This window comes from Archangium sp. (assembly GCF_036389735.1).
In the GTDB taxonomy this organism is placed as follows: Bacteria; Myxococcota; Myxococcia; order Myxococcales; family Myxococcaceae; genus Archangium.
Window position 1 is genome coordinate 1 of record NZ_DASVWK010000740.1, and the last position, 3542, is coordinate 3542.

The window sequence follows — 3542 nt, forward strand, 5'->3', positions numbered from 1 at the left end:
GGAGATTTCCGTCCCCATGAGCGTGCGGAACACCCCTCGCACGTACTCGGTGAAGTCCGGGGCCTGCCGGCCCATGACCTTGAAGGTGTAGACGGTGGGGTACTCGATGAGGGGCTTCTTCTCCTCGCCCTCACCGGTCACCTGGGTCGCTCCGTCTCCCATTCCGTCTGCACTCATGACCGCTTCCTCGTACGGCGCAGGGGGCTAGAGGAGGTTGGCCGCGAGCTCGGCCAGGGCGCTGCGCTCGCCCTTCGCCATGGTGATGTGGCCCGCGATCTTCTCGTTCTTGAACCGATTGACCACGTGAACGAGTCCGTTGCTGGTCGCGTCCACGTAGGGGTTGTCTATCTGGAACGGGTCCCCCGTGAGAATGATTTTCGTGTTGTCGCCCACGCGGGTGATGATCGTCTTCACCTCGTGAGGGGTGAGGTTCTGGGCCTCGTCGATGATGATGTACTGGTTGGGGATGGAGCGCCCGCGGATGTAGGTGAGCGCCTCGATCTCCATCAGCCCCAGGTCCAGCAGCTCGTGGTAGCCCCGGCCGGCCTTCTTGTCGGCGCGGCTGAGGTTCATGAGGAACTCGACGTTGTCGAAGATGGGCTGCATCCAGGGGTTCATCTTCTCTTCGAGGGTGCCCGGCAGGTAGCCGATGTCCCGACCGAGCGGGAAGACGGGCCGGCTGACGAGCAGCTTCTGGTAGGTCCCCTCCTCGGTCACCTTGTGGAGCCCCGCGGCGATGGCGAGCAGCGTCTTGCCCGTACCCGCCTTGCCCACGATGGTGACGAGCTTGATCTCGTCGTTCATGAGGAGATCGAGCGCGAAGCTCTGCTCCATGTTGCGCGGGCGGATGCCCCAGACTCCCTCGCTCTTCATGCCGCGCAGCAGCGGCACCACCCGACCCTTGGCTGCGTTGAAGCGGCCCATGGCGGTGTGGGACTCGGGGTTGGACTCATCCTTGAGCAGGATGAACTGGTGCGGCGAGAGCTTGTCCTGGCCGGAGAGTTCCACCTCTCCACCCGGCTTGTACATCTGGTCGACCATCTCGCGAGGCACCAGGCGCTCGGAGAAGCCGGTGTAGAGCTCGGTGATCTCCACCCGCTCGGCGTCATAGTCCTCGGCGATGAGGCCCAGGGCGTCCGCGCGGATGCGCAGGTTGGTGTCCTTGGTGATGAAGACGGCCGGCGACTGGGGCTCGCGCTCCATCATGTCGATGGCCACCGAGAGGATTCGGTTGTCCATCAGGTTGCTGTCCGCCATGGACAGCGGCGGAGCCCTCTCGGTGAAGCACACCCGCAGCAGACCGCCACCGGGCAGGCGCACGCCGTCCTTCAGCGAGCCCTCCTCGCGAAACGCGTCCAGGTAGCGCGCCACCAGGCGCGCGTTGCGGCCCAGCTCGGAGAGATCGCGCTTGAATTGGTCGATCTCCTCGATGACGTAGATGGGGATGATGACGTTGTGCTCTTTGAACGTGTACAGAGAGCGCGGGTCATGGAGGAGGACGTTGGTGTCGAGGATGAAGTTCTTTCGCATCGTGTGGAGCGCGACCTCGAAGTGGGTGCGACCGCAGGAACCGACCGTGCGACGGGACGCCGACTGAAGAACCGCTGCGACGCCTGACTGACTGACTGCCAACCCGAATATAGGGCGGTCTTTTCACGCGGACAGTCTTCGGGGCCTACTTGATGTGTAACGCGCACCGTCACGCGGGGAGTCCCACGAGACCCCTGATCCGTGGATCACTGGATCCCTTCCCTGCCCGGCCCTCCAGCCCCTCCGGATGTCCTCGGGGCGACACCTCAAGGGCACCTCGGCGGGCTGGCACCCGAGGACACACCCGTGGCTACACGTAACGAATCTGAACGATCGTGTACTCAATCTCCCCGCGAGGACGGATCACCTCGACCGAGTCCCCCACCTTCTTGCGCAGCAGGGCGCGCGCGATGGGTGACTCCACGCTGATGCGGCCCCCCGCGGTGTCGATCTCGTCCGAGCCGACGATCTGATAGGTCACCCGGGCGCCGTCCTCGTCCTCGAGGGAAACGGTGGCGCCGAAGAAGACGCGCTCCGGGTCGGTCTGCTCCGAGGGGTCCACGATGGTGGCGGTGTCCAGGCGCTTCTGGAGGAAGCGGATGCGCCGGTCGATCTCCCGGAGGCGCTTCTTGCCGTAGATATACTCGGCGTTCTCGGAGCGGTCGCCCTGGGCGGCGGCGGCGGACACCTCGGCGGTGACCTTGGGGCGCTCCTCGTTGAGCAGGCGCAGCAGCTCCTTGTGCATGCGCTCGGCTCCCGAGCGGGTGAGATAGCGGCGGTGGCCGGACGAGCCCTTCTCCTCCTCCTCCTCGTCCCCACCTTCCAGTTCCAGCTCGTCGTTCTCCTCGGGGGCTTCCTGGGAAGCCTGGACGTCTCGACGCATGGCCCTTTTATAGCGCGGCGCCGGCCCATTGACCGGTGGCCGTCAGGAACAGGGGGGCTGAATCGCCAGTAGAAGTCGGAAAGAAGTGCTGGTAGACAGCGCGCGAACGCCCAGGGGTTGCTAAAATCCAGCGGGCGGCCAAAAAAGAATAGTGCGAGTCGCTAGCTCAGCTGGTAGAGCACCGGCCTTTTAAGCCGAGGGTCGGGGGTTCGAGCCCCCCGCGACTCACAGAGGTCCCCGTCGTCTAGAGGCCCAGGACGCTGGCCTTTCAAGCCGGTAACACGGGTTCGAATCCCGTCGGGGACACATAGAAGCAGAGGAAAACACGGGGTTGGACGGTCAAACCGTCCAGCCCCGTCCGTTTTCGTCCACCCAAGTTGCGTTAGAAGTGCGTTAGGCCGGAGCGGTGCAAGCGGTCCCCCCGGCGCGCTCGTTCGTGGCTATCGGGGCACGCGGCCATACTCCAAACGGCCTCGCCGGGACCCGCCAGGTCCTAGCTCCAACGGAGGGCCCGGCCATGCGTCTCCAAGCGTGCATCGCACTTCTGCTCTATGTCTCAGGCTGCGCCACGTCAGCACCCACCCCAACAGAGCCAGCGGCCCGGAACACGCGGCTTGCCAACCTCCAGCGAGCGGCGACGCTGCCCTGGACGGACGGAGGACGTTGCGCCGTCCAGGAGGCTTCCGAGTCCTGGCCCGTGCTGGCGGAGCGGTGCTTTCCTGCCCTCGACCATGACCGGATCGAGTTTCACGACACCACGGGAAGATGCGCGGTTGCCTCCGCTCGTGCCGCTGCCGTGGGGCTCGGGGTCTGCGTGCTGGCAGCACCGGAGATCGTCGTGGGAGCGGTGGTCGTCGCGGGCGTGGTGGTGGTGGGCTTCGCCATCAAAGAGGCCCTGGATGCGTATGCACTGGATAGGGGCCGCCCCGAGGTAAGGCCCGTGCCTGAAACAGCGCCCGCCCCGCAGAAACCCTCGCCGAAAAAAAGGCCCAAGCCGGAGCCAAAAGGGCCGGATTTTCCTCCTCTGGAGCCACCCGAAGTCACGGAGCGAGATCGCCCCAAGTGCGAGCCCATACCGGAACCGCACGCGGGCAAGGATGACGCGCATAACAAGTGCGCCGATCAGTTT

At 65.2% G+C, this 3542-nt stretch carries 4 protein-coding genes and 2 tRNA genes; 3 read left to right on the forward strand and 3 right to left on the reverse strand.

What is annotated here, in order from left to right:
* The 3 genes from VF794_RS26325 to greB form a co-directional block, all read right to left on the reverse strand.
* Nucleotides 1-177, reverse strand: a 177-nt coding sequence (locus tag VF794_RS26325) for a DUF493 family protein (protein WP_414640955.1), incomplete at its 3' end; no start/stop codon positions are given.
* Nucleotides 178-204: 27 nt separating this feature from the next.
* Entirely contained in the window at nt 205-1530 is a 1326-nt protein-coding gene (locus tag VF794_RS26330) for a PhoH family protein (RefSeq protein ID WP_331115050.1), read from the reverse strand.
* A gap of 310 nt (nt 1531-1840) precedes the next feature.
* Nucleotides 1841-2413 (reverse strand): transcription elongation factor GreB, encoded by a 573-nt coding sequence (gene greB, locus VF794_RS26335; protein ID WP_331115052.1) that lies wholly within the window; start codon nt 2411-2413, stop codon nt 1841-1843.
* Nucleotides 2414-2568: 155 nt separating this feature from the next.
* Here greB and VF794_RS26340 point away from each other — a divergent pair.
* The 3 genes from VF794_RS26340 to VF794_RS26350 form a co-directional block, all read left to right on the forward strand.
* Nucleotides 2569-2641: transfer RNA gene (locus tag VF794_RS26340), tRNA-Lys, on the forward strand.
* 5 nt (nt 2642-2646) lie between these two features.
* Nucleotides 2647-2719 (forward strand) — tRNA-Glu (locus tag VF794_RS26345).
* Between the two features lie 391 nt (nt 2720-3110).
* Nucleotides 3111-3542 (forward strand): DUF6310 domain-containing protein (locus tag VF794_RS26350; protein WP_331115054.1); only part of this gene is annotated, 432 nt, incomplete at its 3' end.